The 17,295-nt window shown below is 72.4% G+C and carries 19 protein-coding genes; 9 read left to right on the top strand and 10 right to left on the bottom strand.

Annotation, left to right across the window (positions count from 1 at the left end):
- Positions 1-4 precede the first annotated feature (4 nt).
- Entirely contained in the window at positions 5-805 is an 801-nt protein-coding gene (locus ACIBK5_RS06650) for an HAD-IIA family hydrolase (RefSeq protein WP_399016882.1), read from the top strand.
- Between the two features lie 7 nt (positions 806-812).
- Here ACIBK5_RS06650 and ACIBK5_RS06645 read toward each other — a convergent pair whose 3' ends face one another.
- Positions 813-1,586, bottom strand: coding sequence for a sulfite exporter TauE/SafE family protein (locus ACIBK5_RS06645; protein ID WP_399016880.1), 774 nt, complete (start codon positions 1,584-1,586; stop codon positions 813-815).
- A gap of 73 nt (positions 1,587-1,659) precedes the next feature.
- The gene (locus tag ACIBK5_RS06640) at positions 1,660-2,847 is read right to left on the bottom strand and encodes a thiolase family protein (RefSeq protein ID WP_399016878.1); all 1,188 of its coding nucleotides are present in this window, start codon (positions 2,845-2,847) and stop codon (positions 1,660-1,662) included.
- A 195-nt stretch (positions 2,848-3,042) separates the two neighbouring features.
- On the opposite strand from ACIBK5_RS06640, the gene ACIBK5_RS06635 reads away from it, so the two are divergent.
- The 4 genes from ACIBK5_RS06635 to ACIBK5_RS06620 are packed head-to-tail and all read left to right on the top strand — an operon-like array spanning position 3,043 to position 4,807.
- Positions 3,043-3,300 (top strand): WhiB family transcriptional regulator, encoded by a 258-nt coding sequence (locus ACIBK5_RS06635; RefSeq protein WP_391112279.1) that lies wholly within the window; start codon positions 3,043-3,045, stop codon positions 3,298-3,300.
- Positions 3,297-3,779 carry a Dps family protein gene (locus tag ACIBK5_RS06630; protein WP_399016876.1) on the top strand — a complete coding sequence of 161 codons (483 nt, stop codon included), beginning with the start codon at positions 3,297-3,299 and terminating at the stop codon, positions 3,777-3,779. Before ACIBK5_RS06635 ends, ACIBK5_RS06630 begins: the two co-directional genes overlap by 4 nt.
- 33 nt (positions 3,780-3,812) lie before the next feature.
- Positions 3,813-4,157 (top strand): DUF3140 domain-containing protein, encoded by a 345-nt coding sequence (locus ACIBK5_RS06625; protein WP_399016874.1) that lies wholly within the window; start codon positions 3,813-3,815, stop codon positions 4,155-4,157.
- A 2-nt stretch (positions 4,158-4,159) separates the two neighbouring features.
- On the top strand, positions 4,160-4,807 hold the full coding sequence (locus ACIBK5_RS06620; RefSeq protein WP_399016873.1) for an endonuclease: 648 nt from the start codon (positions 4,160-4,162) through the stop codon (positions 4,805-4,807).
- Between the two features lie 24 nt (positions 4,808-4,831).
- Here ACIBK5_RS06620 and ACIBK5_RS06615 read toward each other — a convergent pair whose 3' ends face one another.
- From ACIBK5_RS06615 to ACIBK5_RS06580, 8 genes are all read right to left on the bottom strand, one after another.
- A complete protein-coding gene (locus ACIBK5_RS06615; protein WP_399016871.1) occupies positions 4,832-5,521 on the bottom strand; it encodes an SDR family NAD(P)-dependent oxidoreductase in 690 nt (229 codons plus the stop codon).
- Positions 5,518-6,399: a cupin domain-containing protein gene (locus ACIBK5_RS06610; RefSeq protein WP_399016870.1), complete on the bottom strand. Its 882-nt coding sequence runs from the start codon at positions 6,397-6,399 to the stop codon at positions 5,518-5,520. Before ACIBK5_RS06610 ends, ACIBK5_RS06615 begins: the two co-directional genes overlap by 4 nt.
- Positions 6,396-7,757, bottom strand: a complete 1,362-nt coding sequence (locus ACIBK5_RS06605; RefSeq protein WP_399016868.1) for an amidohydrolase family protein — start codon at positions 7,755-7,757, stop codon at positions 6,396-6,398. Before ACIBK5_RS06605 ends, ACIBK5_RS06610 begins: the two co-directional genes overlap by 4 nt.
- A 22-nt stretch (positions 7,758-7,779) precedes the next feature.
- Positions 7,780-8,760 (bottom strand): alpha-ketoacid dehydrogenase subunit beta, encoded by a 981-nt coding sequence (locus tag ACIBK5_RS06600; RefSeq protein ID WP_399016866.1) that lies wholly within the window; start codon positions 8,758-8,760, stop codon positions 7,780-7,782.
- A complete protein-coding gene (locus ACIBK5_RS06595) occupies positions 8,748-9,725 on the bottom strand; it encodes a thiamine pyrophosphate-dependent dehydrogenase E1 component subunit alpha (RefSeq protein ID WP_399016864.1) in 978 nt (325 codons plus the stop codon). Before ACIBK5_RS06595 ends, ACIBK5_RS06600 begins: the two co-directional genes overlap by 13 nt.
- Complete coding sequence (locus ACIBK5_RS06590; protein ID WP_399016862.1) at positions 9,725-11,050, bottom strand: M24 family metallopeptidase; 1,326 nt, start codon at positions 11,048-11,050, stop codon at positions 9,725-9,727. The genes ACIBK5_RS06595 and ACIBK5_RS06590 overlap by 1 nt, the downstream gene beginning before the upstream one ends.
- Positions 11,051-11,102: 52 nt before the next feature.
- A complete protein-coding gene (locus tag ACIBK5_RS06585; protein WP_399016860.1) occupies positions 11,103-11,741 on the bottom strand; it encodes a helix-turn-helix domain-containing protein in 639 nt (212 codons plus the stop codon).
- 169 nt (positions 11,742-11,910) lie between these two features.
- Positions 11,911-13,083 (bottom strand): sensor histidine kinase, encoded by a 1,173-nt coding sequence (locus ACIBK5_RS06580; RefSeq protein WP_399016858.1) that lies wholly within the window; start codon positions 13,081-13,083, stop codon positions 11,911-11,913.
- A gap of 173 nt (positions 13,084-13,256) precedes the next feature.
- Between ACIBK5_RS06580 and ACIBK5_RS06575 the strand changes: the two genes are divergently transcribed.
- From ACIBK5_RS06575 to ACIBK5_RS06560, 4 genes are all read left to right on the top strand, one after another.
- Positions 13,257-13,988 carry a response regulator gene (locus ACIBK5_RS06575; protein ID WP_399016857.1) on the top strand — a complete coding sequence of 244 codons (732 nt, stop codon included), beginning with the start codon at positions 13,257-13,259 and terminating at the stop codon, positions 13,986-13,988.
- Positions 13,989-14,098: 110 nt separating this feature from the next.
- Positions 14,099-14,923, top strand: a complete 825-nt coding sequence (locus ACIBK5_RS06570) for a hypothetical protein (RefSeq protein ID WP_399016855.1) — start codon at positions 14,099-14,101, stop codon at positions 14,921-14,923.
- 138 nt (positions 14,924-15,061) lie between these two features.
- Entirely contained in the window at positions 15,062-15,874 is an 813-nt protein-coding gene (locus ACIBK5_RS06565) for an SAM-dependent methyltransferase (protein WP_399016853.1), read from the top strand.
- Between the two features lie 16 nt (positions 15,875-15,890).
- Positions 15,891-17,294 carry a glutamine synthetase gene (locus ACIBK5_RS06560; protein ID WP_399016851.1) on the top strand — a complete coding sequence of 468 codons (1,404 nt, stop codon included), beginning with the start codon at positions 15,891-15,893 and terminating at the stop codon, positions 17,292-17,294.
- Position 17,295: the final 1 nt, after the last annotated feature.

Genomic DNA, 17,295 nt, shown 5'->3' with positions numbered 1-17,295 from the left:
GGACATGGAGTCCGTGCGTGCCGTGCTCATCGACATCGACGGGGTGCTCACGGTGTCGTGGCGGCCCTTGCCCGGAGCCGTGGAGGCGTTGCGGGAGATCAGGGAAGCCGGGCTCGCCGTGCTGCTCGTCACGAACACGACCTCCCGCACACGGGCCTCGATCGCCGGGACACTGGCGGACGCGGGGTTCCCGGTGTCCGCCGAGGACATCCTGACCGCCCCCGCGGCCACCGCCGCGTATCTCGCCGAGCACTGTCCCGGCGCCCGGTGCGCCCTGCTGAACAGCGGCGACATCGAGGAGGACCTCGACGGTGTGACCCTCGTGGACGCGGCGGACACCGGGACCGTGCCGGATGTCGTGCTGGTCGGCGGGGCGGGACCCGAGTTCGGCTGGGAGGCGCTGGACCGGGCCTTCGGGAACCTTCAGCGCGGGGCCCGGCTGGTGGCGATGCACCGCAACCTGTACTGGCGTACGGACGAGGGGCTGCGGCTGGATTCCGGTGCGTTCCTGGCGGGTCTGGAGCAGGCAGCCCTGATGGAGGCCGAGATCACCGGCAAACCGGCGCGGGCGTTCTTCGAGTCGGCGCTCGCCCGGGTGGGTGCCGGTGCGGGCGAGGCGGTGATGGTGGGCGATGACGTGGAGTCCGACGTGCTCGCGGCGCAGCGGGCCGGTGTCACCGGGGTCCTCGTGCGGACCGGCAAGTTCCAGCCGGAGGCGCTCCGGGCCGCCGACGGCACACCCGACCACGTGATCGACTCCTTCGCGGACCTCCCGGCGCTGCTGCGGAGCTCCGCGCGGCGGTAGCCGCCCGTCAGCGGAGCAGCAGTTGGAGTCCGCCCACGATGGTCGCCGCGATGACCAGCTGCTCGAACAGCCGCTGGTTGATCTTGTGGACGGCCCACTTGCCGAAGAGCGCGCCGGGCACGACGAACACCACGAGCGCCAGGTCGAGGAGCAGCGAGCGGCCGTCGATCAGGCCGAGGCCGGCGCTGAAGGGCAGCTTGGAGACGTTGACGATCAGGAAGAAGAAGGCCGACGTGCCGAGGAAGCCGAGCTTGCGGAAGCCCGCGGAGAGCAGATACATCGACATCACCGGGCCGCCCGCGTTGGCGACCATGGTGGTGAAGCCGCCGAGCACGCCGTAGGAGCGGGCTTTGACCCGGCCCGCCCTGCTGGTGACCGGGTCCGGCTGCTGCTCCGCGTCCGCCGTACGCCGTCGCCACACCGTCACGGCCGCCATCAGCAGCAGGATCGCGCCGATCGAGGTCCGTACGATCGCGTCGTCCGCCCACATCAGGAAGACCGTGCCGACGACGACGCCCGCGGCGACCGCCGGGAACAGCCGCCACAGGGTGGGCCAGTGGGCGTGCCGCCGGTAGGTGGCGACGGCCAGCAGGTCCCCGGCGATCAGGACCGGCAGCAGGACGCCGGTGGAGGCGCGGGCGGGCAGCACCGCCGCGAAGATGGCGAGGCTGACCGTGTTGGCCCCGCTCACGGCGGTCTTCGAGAAACCGACGAGGAGGGCCGCGAAGGCCAGTGCGGCGAACTCCCAGCCGGTGATGTTCCAGAGCGTCATCGTGTTCATGCGAACACTGATGCTATGTGCAACGACCGGGGCGCCGCAGTGCCGTCTCGCCTGGTGGTTGCGGGCCCCGGCACTACCCCCGTTCGACGAGGAGCGCGCCCCCCTGCCCGACCCCCACACACATCGTCGCCAGCCCCCGTCCCGCCCCCGTACGCCGCATCCGGTGGAGCAGCGTCGTCAGGATGCGGGCGCCCGAGCAGCCCAGGGGGTGGCCGAGGGCGATGGCGCCGCCGCTCGGGTTGACCAGGTCGGGGTCGATGCCCAGCTGGTCCACGCAGGCCAGGGCCTGGGCCGCGAAGGCCTCGTTGAACTCGGCCTCCTCCAGGTCCCCGACGCTCCAGCCGGCACGGGCCAGTGCCTTGCGGGTGGCGGGGACCGGGCCGATGCCCATGACGTCGGGGTGGACACCGGCGGAGGCGCCGGCGACATAGCGGCCCAGGGACTGGAGACCCAGCTCGTTCAGGGCCTCCTCACTGACCAGGAGGAGACCGGCGGCGCCGTCGTTCATCGGGGAGGCGTTGCCCGCGGTGACCGTGCCGCCGTCCCGGAAGACGGGCTTCAGCCGGGACAGCTTCTCGTACGAGGTGTCCTCGCGGACGCACTCGTCGGTGTCGACCACGACGCCGTCGGGGCGCTCCACGGGCAGGAGTTCGTCGTCGAAGTGGCCGTCCTTGCGGGCGAGGGCGGCCCGTTGGTGGCTGCGCAGGGCGAAGTCGTCCTGGCGTTCGCGCCCGATGCCGTACCGCGCGGCGACCTCCTCCGCCGTCTCGCCCATGGACAGCAGGCCGTGCAGGTCCCGCATCGCCGGGTTGACCAGGCGCCAGCCGAGGCGGGTGTCGACGGTCTCGATGCGGTGGGGCAGTGCCTCGTCGGGGCGGGGCAGGACGAAGGGGGCGCGGCTCATCGACTCGGAGCCGCCCGCGATCACGATGTCGGCCTCGCCGGCGGCGATGGTGCGGGCGGCCGTGGTGACGGCCTCCAGGCCCGACGCGCAGAGCCGGTTGACCGTCGCTCCGGGGACGGACTCGGGGAGGCCGGCGAGCAGGGCGGCCATACGGGCGACGTTGCGGTTGTCCTCGCCGGCCTGGTTGGCGGCGCCCCAGTAGACGTCGTCGACGCGGGCCGGGTCCAGCGCGGGCACGTCGCCGACCAGCGCGCGGACCACGGTCGCGGCGAGGTCGTCGGGCCGCACCGGGGAGAGGGATCCCCTGAGCTTGCCGATGGGGGTGCGGCGGGCGGCCGCGAAGTGGACGGGACGCACGAGAGGCTCCTCACACCGCACATTAATTAGCACTGCTAGTTTCGGACTATAGACCCTCGTCCCGCCGCCTGTGAAGATTCCGGGGCCACACGGGTCGGGGCGGGCGTTGCCGCAGGTCGGCACAGCGCTCCGGGGCCGATCGCGAGGCGTCGCGGGGCGCGTTTGCACCAGTGCGCCCGGGGCACCCGCGCGGTCATGGAGTGGTTGCGGAACGCCGCCTGCGTGGACGAGGACCCCGAGTTGTTCTTTCCCGTGGGCACGGCGGGTCCGGCCCTGCGGGACGTCGCGGCAGCGAAGCGGGTCTGCGCGCGCTGCCCGGTGACCGGCCCGTGCCTGAGCTTCGCGCTGAGCAGCGGCCAGGCCTCGGGCGTATGGGGCGGGACCTGCGAGGAGGAGCGTGACGCACTGCTCCGGAGCACGAGGAACGACGCGAGAAGGAGAAGCGCCCTATGACGGCCGTGAGGAGCACACTGACCGACGAGGCCCGCCGGGTCGCCTGCGAGGCACTCCAGGACACCCTGGTCGACCTGCTCGGACTCTCGCTGATCGGGAAGCAGGCGCACTGGAACATCGTCGGACCGCGCTTCCGGTCCATCCACCTCCAGCTCGACGAGGTGGTGTCTGCCGCGCGGAACTTCGCCGACACGGTCGCGGAGCGGTCCGCTGCGCTCGGCGTGCCGCCGGACGGCCGGCCGGAGACCATCGCCAAGACGTTCACCCTGCCCGCCCCCAAGGAGGGCTGGGTGCGCGACTCGGACGCCGTGCAGGTGATGGTGGAGTCCCTCCAGGACGCCGTCGGCCGGCTGCGCGAGCGCATCGACGCGACCGAGAAGGCGGACCTGGTCACCCAGGACCTGCTGATCAGCATCACCGCGGAACTGGAGAAGCAGCGGTGGATGTTCGACGCCGAGAACTTCCCCCGAGAGGGCTGACCGGCGCGCACGTACGTACGGAAGGGGCACCCGATGACCGACGCCCTCGAACTCGACGCGCTGTGGGAGGACTTCCACCGCGTGGTGAACATGACCTCGCAGGAACTCGCGGCCTGGCTGCGGACGCGGGACGCCGACGAGAACGCGGAGCCGCTGCCCGACCAGGCGGGGAGCGAGACCGGACAGCACGTCCTGGCGATCCTCCAGAAGCGGCGCACCGACCTGACCGAGGACGATCTGCGCGTGATGCGGAACGTCGTGGACAGGGTCACCTCCCAGGTGGACCTGGAGAACGAACCGCTGCCTGAGGTGACGGCCGAGGACACGCGCCGGCGGCACCGGCTGATGACGGTCGGCCACGATCCGCTGAAGGGGTAGCCGTGGCCCGCCAGGAGCGCGTGGTCCGCGAACTCCTCGGCACGCACGGCCGGACATACGCCGACGAGGCGGGCATCCGGCTGAAGAACACCCCGCAGCCGCTGTACCGGCTGCTGGTGCTGTCCCACCTGCTCAGTGCCCGGATCCGCGGCTCGATCGCGCTGGCCACCGCCCGTGCCCTGCACGAGGCGGGGCTGCGCGATCCGCGCCGCATGGCGGCGGCGGACTGGCAGGAGCGGGTGGACGCGCTCGGCCGGGGCGGCTACCGGCGCTACGACGAGCGCACGGCCACCCAGCTGGGCGACGCGGCCGAGCTGCTGAACGAGCGGTGGGGCGGCGATCTGCGGCGGCTGCGCCGGGAGGCGGACGGCGAGGTGTCCGAACTGCGCCGTCTCCTCCAGGAGTTCCCCGGGATGGGCCCGGCCGGCAGCGGTATCTTCCTGCGCGAGGTCCAGGGCGTCTGGCCCGAGGCGGCCCCCTGTCTGGACGGCAAGGCCCTCCAGGGCGCCGAGCGCCTGAAGCTGCCGAAGGACCCGGAGCGCCTCGCCGAACTGGCCGGAGGGACCGGCCCGGCCGTCCTCGCCGCCGCGCTGGTGCGGGCGGCGGTGGACGAGGAGATCGCCGAGGACACCCTGCGGCGGGCCGGGTGACCCCCAGGTCCCCGGCCCGGAGACTCACCCCAGCAGCCAGCCCCCGTCCACGCTCAGTTCGACCGCGTTGACCGAGCGGTTGCGCAGCAGGAAGTCGACCGCGTCGGCCACGTCCGCCATCGTGGCGAGATTCCCCGTGGGCGTCTCGGTGCGCAGTACGTCGAGCACCTTCTCCGGCTTGGCCTGCCAGTACGGGGTGTCGCCGACGACACCGGGATGGACGGAGTTGACCCGGACGGGGGCCAGTTCGACGGCGAGGGAGTGCATCAGGCCCCGCACCCCCGCGTTGACCGTCGCGACCGTCGTCGCGCCCGGGTAGGGGCGCTCCTTGGCCTGTCCGCCGAACAGCACGATGGCGCTGTCGTCGTGCAGCCGGGTGCGCAGCGTGTGCACGACCTCGGTGTAGCCGACGAGCTTGAGGGTGACCAGCCGCAGGGCGGCGTCGATGTCGTACTCGGTCACCTTGTTGTCGTCCCGGGAGACACCCGCGAGCACCAGGTGGTCGACGCGTCCGACGTCGGCCAGGGCAGCGGTGATCTCCAGGGGCCGGGCCAGGTCGAGGGCGAGGCCCCGGGCGCCGATCTCCTTGGCGACCGTGTCGGCGCGCTGGGCGTCGCGGCCGGTCAGGACGACGTCGTCGCCACGCTCGACGCGTAGCCGCGCGAACTCGCGGCCCATCCCCGACGTGCCTCCGACGACAAGGACACTGCTCATGACTCCTCCTCAAGCGCCTGGCGCAGGTAGTCCCAGTCCCGCGTGAACCGGTAGGAGTGTCGCGACGGCGGCTGCGGCGCCTGGGTCTCCAGCCACCTCAGGGGCCCCTGCCCGGCGTTGACGAACCCATGCACACAGCCGGCGCCCGCCCACGCGAGGTCCCCGGGTTCCAGCCGGTACCGCTCGCCGTCGAGGGTGGCCTCCGCCACGCCCTCGAGGATCAGATACGTCTCCTCGAAGGGGTGGTCGTGCTTGCCGATGACGCCGTCGGACGCGTACCGCACCATGAACATCGTCGAGGCGACCGCGCCCAGGTCGCCGTCGACCATCATCTTCACGGTGATGCCGCTGTAGACCAGCAGCGCGGTCCGCATGCTCGCCGTCACGGCCAGCAGGTCCTGGGACTGTTTGTCGGGATCCATCTGCTCGGGCTCGAAGTGCCCGAAGGTCCTGGTGCGCGGGTCGCGGACGTCGATCCGGACCGGGTCGCGAGCGGGCAGCTCCGGCACCGCCTGGGTGTCGTGTCCGTAGCGCGCCCGCGGCACGGGGGCCAGCATGTCCGCCCAGCGCCCGCCGGTGTCCCCGGCCCCGCGCCAGGCGTGCGGAACACCGGTCGGCAGGAGGCCGTAGTCGCCCTTCCGCAGGAGGTACGCCCCCTCGGGCACGTCGAGGATCACGGCCCCGTCGAGGATGTGGAAGCTCTCCTCGTACGAGTGCACATGGGCGGGCACACGGCCGTCCGGCCGCAGTTCGCAGAGGCCGAAGCCGGTGTGCACACTGCCGTCGTCCTCGCCGACCAGCGTCCGCCGCCGGTGGCCGTGGCCGTCGTACGGCGGATCGGGCCGGTCGGCGGCGCGGCGCACCAGGTGGTTCGTCATGCCGTGGCCCTCTCCCCCTTCGCCTCCTTCGCCGCGAGGAGCCGGTCGCGGGACTCCTCGACCAGCCGGCGGGCCCGCCCGGTGTCGGCGAGCAGCCTCCCGTCCCGCTTGTGGATCACGCCGTCGACCAGGACGGTGTCCACGTTGGACACGTCCGCGCAGAGGGTCACCGCGGCTGCCGCGTCGTGCACCGGGGAGACGTTCGGAGCGGTGGCGTCGATCGCGACGATGTCGGCGCGCTTGCCGGGCGTCAGGGAACCGGTACGGTCCTCGAGACCGGCGACGTGGGCGCCGTTGAGGGTGGCGATCTCCAGCATCTGACGTGCTGTCAGCATGGTGCTGGGCACCGGCATGTTGGCCTGCCAGCAGTCGGCGTTGACACGGGCGCGTTCGGCGCCGAACGCGGCCCGGATCTGGGTGAACATGTCGCCGGGCGCGGTGGTGACGACGTCGATGCTGAGCGAGGGCCGCAGCCCGTGCTCGATCGCCTGCATCACGGGCGGCCAGCCGTGCCCCATCTGGAGTTCCACCTGCGGCGCGACCGACACCGTGCCACCGCTGTCGGCGACCATCCGCCACTCCTCCTCGCTGAGGTGGCAGCAGTGGACGTAGGTGGTGTCCGGGCCGAGGAGCCCCATGCCGTGCAACTGCTTGACCATGCCGAAGCGGCCGGCGAGGCGCCCCATGGCCACGTGCACGGTGATCGGGATGCCCAGTTCGCGCGCCAGGGCCCACTCGGCGGCGACGACCTCGTTGACGCAGAAGCCGGGTCCGCGGGTGGCGAGGCCCATCGTCAGCAGGCCGTCGTCGGAGGCGAAGTGCGTCGACCGGATCCTGCGTACGTCGTCCGCCGGGATCGCGACCTTGCTCTCGAACCAGTACTCGGCGAGGGAGGTGTTGGCGCTGCCGTACGCGTACTGCGCCCGGATGCCGGATTCCTTCAGGCCCTGGATCGCGGCGTCCGGATGCTCGGGGGTGTTGTTGATGTGCGACCAGTCGACGAGCGTGGTGATGCCGGCGTTGAGGCATTCGAGCGTGCCCGCGAGGTTGCCGGCGTAGACGTCCTCCGGGGTGTAGAGGGGTGCGAAGCTGTCGAGGACGTCGACGAAGTAGTCGTCGAGGGTGGCGTCGGGTGCGACGCCCCGGATCGGGGCCTCCCAGGTGTGGCGGTGGGTGTCGACGAAGCCGGGGACGACGATGCGGCCGGTCATGTCGAGGACCTCGGCGTCGGCGCTGATCTCGGGCCGCACGGCGGCGATCTTTCCGTCTTCGACGAGGACGTCACCCCTCGGCAGGTCCCCGACCGCGGGGTCCATCGATATGACATGCCCGGCGCGAAGGAGTGTCCGATCAGTCATCGCGGTTCCTTCCATGGGGTGTTCAGTACGCGGCGAGGCTCCGGACCGCCGCCACGACCTTCTCTGCGGTGGGGATGACCCGCTCCTCCAGCGCGTCGGCGAACGGCAGCGGGACGCACTCCCCCGTCACCCGCCGCACGGGTGCGTCCAGCAGGCCGAAGCCCTCGTCGGCGACGACCGAGACGACGGTGGCGCCCCAGCCGCCCTGGTACGGGTTCTCCTCGACGGTGACGAGTCGCGAGGTCCTGCCCAGTGAGGCGAGGACGGTCGCGGTGTCCAGCGGGACCAGCGAGCGCAGGTCGACCACCTCCGCCTCGATCCCCTCCCCCAACAGCGCGTCGGCGGCCCGCAGGGCCAGGGGCACCATGGAGGCCAGCGCGACGAGCGTGACGTCGGTGCCCTCGCGCACGACGGCGGCCCGCCCCAGCTCGACGAGGTGACCGGGCGGTGGTGGGGCGCCCTTGGTGGCCAGGAGGGCCTTGTGCTCGAAGAAGACCACGGGGTCGTCGCTGCGGATCGCAGCCGCCAGCATGCCGATGACGTCGGCGGGCGTCGCCGGTGCCGCGATCTTCAGGCCGGGGACGGTCAGCGCCCAGTTCTCGGTGGCCTGGGAGTGCTGGGCGCCGAAGCCGAGTCCGCCGCCGTTGGCGGTGCGCACGACGAGCGGCACGGTCACCTGGCCGCCGGTCATGTAGCGGACCTTGGGGATCTCGTTGGCGAGGTAGTCCCAGCAGCAGGCCAGGAAGTCGGAGAACATGATCTCCGCGACGGGCCGCATCCCGGTCATGGCGGCGCCCATCGCGGCGCCCACGATGGCCTGTTCGGAGATGGGCGTGTCCCACACCCGCTCGGGCCCGAACTCCTCGCGCAGCCCCACGGTCGTCTTGAACACCCCGCCGGCCGCGCCGATGTCCTCCCCGAGGCACACCACCGACGCGTCCCGGCGCATCTCGCGTGCGATGCCCTCGGCGACCGCGTCCCGGTAGGTGATCACGTCCGCCATGCGGCACCCCCGTCGGCCCACACGTCGGTCAGCGCCTCCCGCGGGTCGGGCGGCGGTGCCGCCTTCGCCGCCTCGACCGCCCGCTCCACGACGGCCCGGGCGCGCTCGTCGGCCTCCGCGACGGCCTCCGCCCCGATGCCCAGCTCGGCGAGCCGTCCCCGCGCGAGGTCCAGCGGGTCGTGCTTCAGCCACCGTTCGACCTCCTCGGCCGGGCGGTAGGTCGCCGGGTCGGTGCGGCTGTGCCCGAAGTGCCGGTAGGTCTCGGCCTCCAGCACGGCGGGCCCGTCTCCGGCCCGGGCCCGCCGCGCGAGCCGCCCCACCGCCTCCTCGACGGCCACGACGTCGTTGCCGTCGACGACCTCCCCCGGGATGCCGTACGCGGGCGCCCGGTCGGCGGCGGGCCGGGGCACCGCCGTGACGTCGGCGATGGGCGTGTACTCCATGTACAGGTTGTTCTCGCACACGAACAGCACGGGCAGTTTCCACACGGCGGCCAGGTTGAGCGACTCGTGGAAGGCGCCGATGTTGGTGGCGCCGTCGCCGAAGAAGGCGACCGCGAGCCGGTCGGTCCCCCGCAGCCGGGCCGACCAGGCCGCCCCGACCGCCATCGGGAGGTGGGATCCGACGATGGCGTAGGAGCCGAGCATGCCGGTGGCCGCCTTGGTCAGATGCATGGAGCCGCCCTTGGCCTTGCACAGCCCGGTCGCCCGGCTCATCAGCTCGGCCAGGCACTCCTCGGGGGTGGCGCCCCGGGCGAGGGCATGGTGGTGGCCTCTGTAGGTGGCGAACACATAGTCGTCGGGGCGCAGGGCGGCACTCGCGCCCACGGCGATCGCCTCCTGCCCGGCGGCGAGGTGGGTGGTGCCCTTCACCAGGCCTTGCAGGAACAGGTCGTGGGCGGCCTTCTCCGTACGGCGGATGACGGCCATCCGCTCGTAGGCGTCGAGGAGGGCGACCGGATCCATCACTGCGACCCGGTGTTCAGATGCGACTGCGCTTCTCGGCGGGTGTTCAGCTCGCCGCCCACGGTCCAGTACTTGCGCCCGGCCACCAGCAGTTCCTCGGCGGGGAACTTGGTGATGACCTCGCAGCCGTCGGCGGTGACGACCAGTTCCTCCTCGATGCGGGCGGCTGACCAGCCGTCGGCGGCCGGCCAGTAGGTCTCCAGGGCGAACACCATGCCCTCCTCCAGGACTTCGGGGTGGTCGAGGGAGACCAGACGGCTGAAGATCGGCTTCTCCCAGATCGACAGTCCGACACCATGGCCGTACTGCAGGGCGAAGGCGGCGGTCTCGTCGGCGAAGCCGAACTCCTCGGCGCGCGGCCAGACCCGAACGATGTCGGCGGTGCTGGCCCCCGGCCGGACCAGGGCGATCGCCTGGTCCATGTACTCCCGGCAGCGCACATAGGCGTCCCGTTGCGCGCGGGAGGCACTGCCCACGGCGAAGGTGCGGTAGTAGCAGGTGCGGTAGCCGAGGTGGCTGTGCAGGATGTCGAAGAAGGCCGGGTCGCCTGGGCGGATCAGGCGGTCGCTGTAGACGTGCGGGTGCGGTGAACAGCGCTCGCCCGAGATGGCGTTGACGCCCTCGACGTACTCGCTGCCGAGGTCGTACAGGACCTTGCTGACGACTCCGACGCACTCGTTCTCGCGGACGCCGGGGCGCAGATAGCCGTAGAGCTCCTCGTAGGCCGCGTCGACCATGGCGCAGGCCTGGGTGAGCAGGGCGATCTCGTCGCCGGTCTTGATCCGGCGGGCCTCCAGGAAGACCTGCTGTCCGTCGACGACGTCGATGCCCTCGGCGCGCAGGGCGGCCAGGACCGGCATCTCGGCGACGTCGACGCCGAGCGGTTCGTTCGCCAGGCCATGTTCGCGCAGCTCTGTGGCGATCTTGGCGGCGACGTCCTCGGCGATCCCGGCCTCCGGGTGGAAGGCGCCGCGCAGAGTGGAGATGCCGGCGCGGGCGCCGGTGGGCGGGCCACCCTTGCCGTCGCTGTAGTCCAGCCACGGGTTGTACAGCTGGTGGTGGCGGGCGGCGGAGCCGAAGTCCCAGACGACCGGCTCCCCGTCGCGCACCAGCAGGGCGAAGCGGATCAGCTTGTCCATCGCCCAGGTGCCGATGTGGGTGGCCGTCATATAGCGGATGTTGGCGAAGTCGAAGCTGAGCACCGCGCCCAGCTGGGACCGGTTCAGGGACTCGTGCAGCCGGGCCAGCCGCTGCCCGCGCAGCCGGGCCAGGTCGACGCGCTCTTCCCAGTCGACGGCGTTGGGTCCATATGTGCGGATCGCCATGGCGACCACCCCCACTTCGGAGTGAACGCCCGGGTGACAGGAGTGTCAAGTGTCACTGAACATCGCCGGACACGAACCAGACGCCCACAGCGGGTACCTCTCCATCGTTGCGGTAACGGTGGGGAGTCGTCGACTCGAAACAGACGGCGTCGCCCGGGCGCACCGTGTACTCGTCGAAACCGAGGGTGAGGATCAGCTCGCCGGAGGTCAGATAGCCGTACTCGGTTCCCCCGTGCCGCATCAGTCCGCCGGAGCCCGCGGAGGAGCCGCCGGGCCGGTAGGTCACCAGCAGGAAGTCGACGTCCGCGCCCGGCACCCGCCCCAGGCGCTCCCACACGACCCCCGAGTCCAGCTCCAGCGTCTCGCGCTCACCCGCGACGGCCAGCGGGCCGATGCGCCGGCCCGGGTCGGCGGCGAAGGCCGCGAGGGCGTGCGGGAGGGAACCGTGTGCGCTCGCACCCACCACGGGCGACGAGGCCCGCGCGTCGAAGAGGGACTCCACGGAGACGCCGAGGGCCGTCGTGATCGCGTACAGCGTGCTGACCGAGGGCTGGCTCTTGCCGGTCTCGATCTGCGACACGAGACTCGCCGACACTCCGACCTCCCGGGCCAGTGCGCGCAGGCTCGTGCCGCGCTCCAGCCGGGCCTGCCGGATACGCGCGCCGACGGGCGGCACGACGGCGGGTGACACGGGCGGCTCCTCTCGCGCTCGACGGGCCTGCGGCTCCGCTCGGCGGGTGCACGCCTCCGCTCGGCGGGTGCACGCCTCCGCTCAGCAGGTGCACGGCTCCCCTCGGCGGGTGTACAGCTTCATTGAACAGCGAACGGGAGCCCGGAAGCCAGGCGTCGAACGCCTGGCCTCACCGCTTCCCCGCCGGAAACACCGCCCGCACCTCCCAGCCGGCTCCCCCGGCGTGTGGCCCCGCGCGCAGTTCGCCGCCCAGCGCGGTCACCCGTTCCGTCAGTCCGACCAGGCCGAAACCGCCGCCGTGGGCGGCCTCCGGGAGCTGGGTGCCGCCATGGCCGTCGTCCGTCACCGTGACCTCCAGCCGGTCGCCGGGGCGGGCCAGCCGGACGGTGACCCACGTGGCGTCGGCCGCGTGACGCCGTACGTTGGTCAGCGCCTCCTGGACGACCCGGAAGGCCGCTGCCTGCACCTCGTGCGGCAGGTCGTCGGAGACCGCCGGGTCGCGGTGCAGGGCGGACTTCTGGACCGGGCTCGCGAAGCGCGCGACCAAGTCGGAGATGCCGGCCAGGTCGCCGACGGGGCGGCGGTCGGCGGCCTCGGCGCCGGTGTCCCGCAGCACGCCGACTGTGCGCCGCATGGAGGCCAGCGCCTCGGTCGCGGCGCGCTCGATACCGGCCAGGACGGGGTCCAGGTCCTCCTGCGGCTGCCGGTCGGCCATCATGCGGGCCACCTGTGTCTGCACGAGGATCCCGGTGACGTGGTGGGCGACGAAGTCGTGCAGGTCGGCGGCGATGGCGACGCGTTCGGCACGGCGGGTCTCGCTGACCGCGACGGTGCGCCGGTAGTCCAGGGAACGCAGATACGCGGCGAGTCCGGCGGTGAGCCCGATCAGGATCAGCCCGATCACGGCGTACGCCGACACCTCGTCGTCCTGCAACGACCGGAAATACCGCACCGGCAACAGCAGCACAGCCACCCCGTCGAGCACACCGCACAGCAGGGCCCACGGCCACGGGCAGTGGCGTACGGCGATGAACAGCAGGCTCAGCAGGATCGCGACCTCGCCCGGCCCGAACGGCACGTCCGCGCGGTGTGTCAGCAGCACGCCCGTCGTGAAGAGAAGGGAGATCAGGGCGGGCCCGGCGGTGCGTACCTGCGGGGTGAGCCAGGGCGGCCGCCGCTCGACCGGCCACAGCACCGCGGCGAACCCGGCGAGGAGCACCGCCGCCGGCAGCCAGGGGCCCGCGCCGAAGCTGTCCGCGATCAGCAGGTCGTAGACCGCGGCCGCCACGAGGAACCCGACGCCGAAGCCCCGCGCGCAGCCCCGGGGGGAGGGGGATCTCATACGGATCACGGTAGGCGAGGCTCCCCGCGCGACGGGATCGGCCGAACGGCCGAGGCCCCGCCCCCCGGGTCCGGCCGTTCGGCGGAGGCGCGCCCCCGCAACCGCGGACAAGACTGGAGGCTCCGCTGCCTGACGCCCCCTGCCCGGCCCCCACCCTGAGGCATGATCGACCCATGACGACCCCCGTCCCACCGGGCCCGGCCGATGCCGCCGGTCGCTCCGGCGCTCCCATCCGGGTGCTCATCGCGGACGACCAGGACATGGTCCGCACCGGATTCCGGTTCTTCCTCGACGCCCAGCCGGACATCACCGTGGTCGCCGAGGCCCGCGACGGCGAGGAGGCCCTGGCGCTGGCCCGCCGTGAGCGGCCGGACGTGTGTCTGCTGGACATCCGGATGCCGAAGCTGGACGGCCTGGAGGCGACCCGGCTGCTGGCCGGACCGGATGTCGCCGACCCGCTGCGGGTGGTCGTGGTCACCACCTTCGATCTCGACGAGTACGTGTACGGCGCGCTGCGCGGCGGCGCCTGCGGCTTCCTGCTCAAGGACTCCGGGCCGACCCTGCTCGCGGAGGCCGTCCGCGCCGCCGCGGCGGGCGACTCGCTGGTCTCCCCGTCGGTCACGGTCCGTCTGCTCAGGCACATCACCGCCGCTTCGGCCACCGACAGCGCGCCACAGCCGGCCCCTGCGGCCCGGCTCCGGGAGCCGCTGACCGAGCGCGAACTGGACGTGGTCCGCCTGGTCGCCCTCGGCCGCACCAACGCCGAGATCGCGGCCGAACTGTACGTCTCCCTCTCCACGGTCAAGACGCACCTGTCCAGCGTGCAGCACAGACTGGCCGCCCGGAACCGCGTCGAGATCGCGGCCTGGGCCTGGCAGAACGGGCACGCGCGCGCCGGAACATGAGGCGTCCGCACGCCGGGCGGCGCTCACCCGATCGGTCCGGTGCCGGTGGTGGGCCGTCGGTGCCGGTGGTGCGCTGAGGACACGCGTCACGCTCTCAGGAGGCACTCCCGATGACCCGTCGTCCGTCCCCGCTCACCCGCGTTCTCTCCTCCGCCCTGGCGGCAGGCACCTTGCTGGCCACCGCCGCCTGCTCGGGCGGCGACGACAGAGACGGATCACGGGCGTCGGGCATCACCGCGACACAGGTCGCCGGGAAGCAGCAGACCCCCTCGCCCACCGCCACCCTCACCGAGGACGGCGCCCGAACCGCGCTGATCACCGAAGCGGACATCGAGGACGACTGGACCCAGGTCAAGGACACGGAGGCCGAGAACTGGAACGACAGTCTGGTCATCGGCACGGTCGACGTCTCCGACTTCCTCACCGCCAAGACCGACGCCGCCGACTGCCAGCGCCTCATGAACTCCCTGTTCGACGACGATCTGCTGGGCAGGCCTTCGGGAGCGAACGCGCTGCGCGGCTTCGAGCAGGGCGACTCACGCCTGCTGTACCAGGTCGCCTCCTACGACCGGACCGACCCGCAGGACTCCCTGAACTGGATGGCGACCCTGCCGGAGAAGTGCGACCAGTTCACCGTCACCGAGGACGGTGAACAGCGCACCGTCCAGGTCATCGAGACCTCGCTGCCGAAGGTGGGCGACGCCCGTCAGGGCCTGCGCGTGACGGTGCAGGGGACGACCGGGGGCGCGGAGGCCACGCTGACCCTGACCGTGGCGGCCGTACGCGTCGGCAACGACGCCATCACCGTCACCGCCGGCGGGCTCGACGGGGACGAGCAGGACTCCGCCGAACAGGCGGTGAAGATCGGCACCCAGAATCTGAAGGACGTGCTGGCCGGCAAGACGCCCTCGCCGGACCCCAGCGAGGTCGAGTAGCCCGGCGACGGCTCTCCCCCGCGACACGCCAAGGGCCCTGCCCGCTCCGCCGATTCCCGGGACAGCGTGATCACCGGAACGGCACAATGGCGGCGACGGCCGGTCCTCCCGGTCGCCGGTCCGAGGAGAGGAAGAGACGTGAGTGAGAGCCACACCCCGCCGAGCGGCTCGGCGCGGCTGAACACCGGTGTGGCGCACAACGCCCGCGTGTGGAACTACTGGATCGGCGGCAAGGACAACTACGAGGTCGACCAGAAGGTCGGCGAGCACGTCGCCGGCATGTTCCCGATCATCCGGGACATCGCCCGCGCCGACCGGGACTTCCTGGGCCGGGCCGTGTCGTTCCTGGCCGGCGAGCGCGGAGTGCGGCAGTTCCTCGACATCGGCACGGGGCTGCCGACGGCGGACAACACCCACGAGATAGCCCAGCGGATCGCGCCCGACTCACGGATCGTCTACGTCGACAACGACCCGATCGTGCTGGTGCACGCCCGCACCCTGCTGACGGGCACCCGGGTCGGCGTCACCGCCTACCTCGACGCCGATGTGCACGACCCGGACGCCATCGTCGAACGCGCCGGGAGCACCCTCGACTTCACCCGGCCCGTCGCCGTCATGATGCTGGGCATCCTCAACTTCGTGCTGGACACCGAGAAGGCCCGGGACATCGTGCGCCGGGTGATGGCCGCCGTCCCCTCCGGCAGCTTCCTGGTCCTCACCCACCCCACCTTCGACGACGAGCTCGGCGGCGCGGGCCAGATCCCCGCCATGCAGTTCTGGAACGAGAACGCCACTCCCCCGATCACCGCCCGCAGCGGCACGGACATCGCCGCGTTCTTCGAGGGTCTCGAACTGCTCGAACCGGGCATGGTGTCGTGCGGGCAGTGGCATGCCGAGGCCGGCTCGGGCGTGCTGGTACCGCAGTTCGGCGCGGTGGCCGTGAAGCCCTGACCGGAGGAAGAGGCGTATGACCACCCTTGCCGATCCCGTGCCCGGCGGCCGCCCCGGCGACGTCGAGCGGGCCGCCGCGCTGAGCGGCGAACTCGCCGGGCGGGGTGTGCACGGCGTCGTGCTGTCCTACGTCGACACCGCGGGCATCGGCCGGGTGAAGACCGTCCCGACGGCCCGGCTCGCCTCCGCCGCGGCCTGGGGCGTCGGCATGTCTCCGGTGTTCGACACGTTCCTGGCGAACGACTCCATCGTCACCACCGACGTCCTCGGCTCCCCCGACGGCGACCTGCGCCTCTATCCGGACCTCGACCAGCTGGTGGTGCTGGCCGGGCAGCCCGGCTGGGCGTGGGCACCGGTCGACCGGATCACTCAGGACGGTGAGCGGCACCCCGGCTGCACGCGCACGTTCCTGCGCCGGATCGTCACCGAGGCGGCCGAGCAGCACGGTCTCGCCTTCCGGGCGGCCATCGAGATCGAGTGGACCGTGGCCAGGGGCGACGCACCCGACGACGCCTTCGTGCCCGCGACGACCGGCCCCGCCTACGGCGCCACCCGCCAGGTCGAACTCGGCGACTACACCGCCGACCTGCTGGCGGCCTGTGCGGCGCAGGGCATCGACGTGGAACAGGTCCATCCCGAGTACGCGGCGGGGCAGTTCGAGATCTCGGTGGGTGCCGTCGATCCGGTGGCGGCGGCCGACCGCAGCGTGCTGGTACGGCAGACCGTCCGCGCGGTGGCCCAGCGGCACGGGCTGCGGGTCTCCTTCGCCCCGGCCGTCGTGGGCCAGGGCGTCGGCAACGGCGGCCATGTCCACCTCTCCGCCTGGCGCGAGGGCGTCAACCTGCACTCGGGTGGCGAGGGCCGGTACGGCATGACGGCCGAAGCGGAGTCGTTCACGGCCGGTCTCCTCGCCCATCTGCCCGGTCTCACGGCCGTGACCGCCCCGAGCCCGGCGAGCCATCTGCGGCTCAGGCCCTCCCAGTGGGCCGGAGTGTTCACCGCCTGGGGCCGCGAGACGCGGGAGACCGCGCTGCGCGTCATCACCGGCACCGCGGGCCTGCGCGACCAGGCGGCCAACCTGGAGATCAAGCCGGTCGACCTGGCGGCCAACCCCTATCTCGCGATCGGCTCCCTCATCGCCGCCGGACTGGACGGCCTGTCCTCGTCCGCCGCCCTGCCCGGGGAGATCACCGGGGACCCGGCACGGCTGGCGGAGGCGGACGCGGCGGCCCGGGGCGTGCGGCGGCTGCCCGTCTCGCTGCAGGAGGCCGTCGAGGAGTTCCGCGGGGACGAGCCACTGCGCGCGGCCCTGGGACCGGTCCTGGCCGACGCGGTGATCGCCGTGCGGCGTGGGGAACTGGCGTCCGTGGCGGGGCTGGACGACGACCAGGTGGCGGCGGCGTACCGCTGGAGGTACTGAC

Origin of the sequence: Streptomyces sp. NPDC050546 (assembly GCF_044457425.1) — a bacterium.
Taxonomy (GTDB): domain Bacteria; phylum Actinomycetota; class Actinomycetes; order Streptomycetales; family Streptomycetaceae; genus Streptomyces.
Note: the sequence above shows the minus strand (reverse complement) of the source record. Positions and strands in the feature narration are given on the sequence as shown.